Source organism: Limnospira sp. PMC 1279.21 (genome assembly GCF_032349615.1).
Taxonomy (GTDB): domain Bacteria; phylum Cyanobacteriota; class Cyanobacteriia; order Cyanobacteriales; family Microcoleaceae; genus Limnospira; species Limnospira fusiformis.
On the sequence record NZ_JARPLU010000584.1, the window covers coordinates 1 to 320 of the forward strand.

1 pseudogene is annotated in these 320 nt (G+C 41.6%); it reads right to left on the bottom strand.

The features are described 5' to 3' along the window. Positions 1 to 320 (bottom strand): annotated as a pseudogene (locus P5683_RS26070) (RNA-guided endonuclease TnpB family protein); the annotation flags it as partial.

A 320-nucleotide genomic window follows, 5' to 3' on the forward strand; every position in this document is an offset into this window, starting at 1 on the left:
CGAAAAAGCTCATATACCAGTCACCTGCTTGGCGCGTTATAGTGACTTTCTTAACTAGACTGGGTGGTAGAGCCTCAAATGTAGAAACCCAGCCCACAAAAGGCAGCTTATGGCGAGTTCCTGACAACTTGAATGGCTTTCCGGAATTGTCAAGCGTAAAACTATCATGGTGGCCTTTCTTCTTAAATTTAGGATAACTGCTTATTCCCTTGAAGAAGCGCTTAAAGGCATCCCCTAGATTAATGAAGGCATATTGATCAACTTTAGAAGACAATTCGGACATCCAAGGATATTGAGGTTTCACATAATTCGTAAAAACG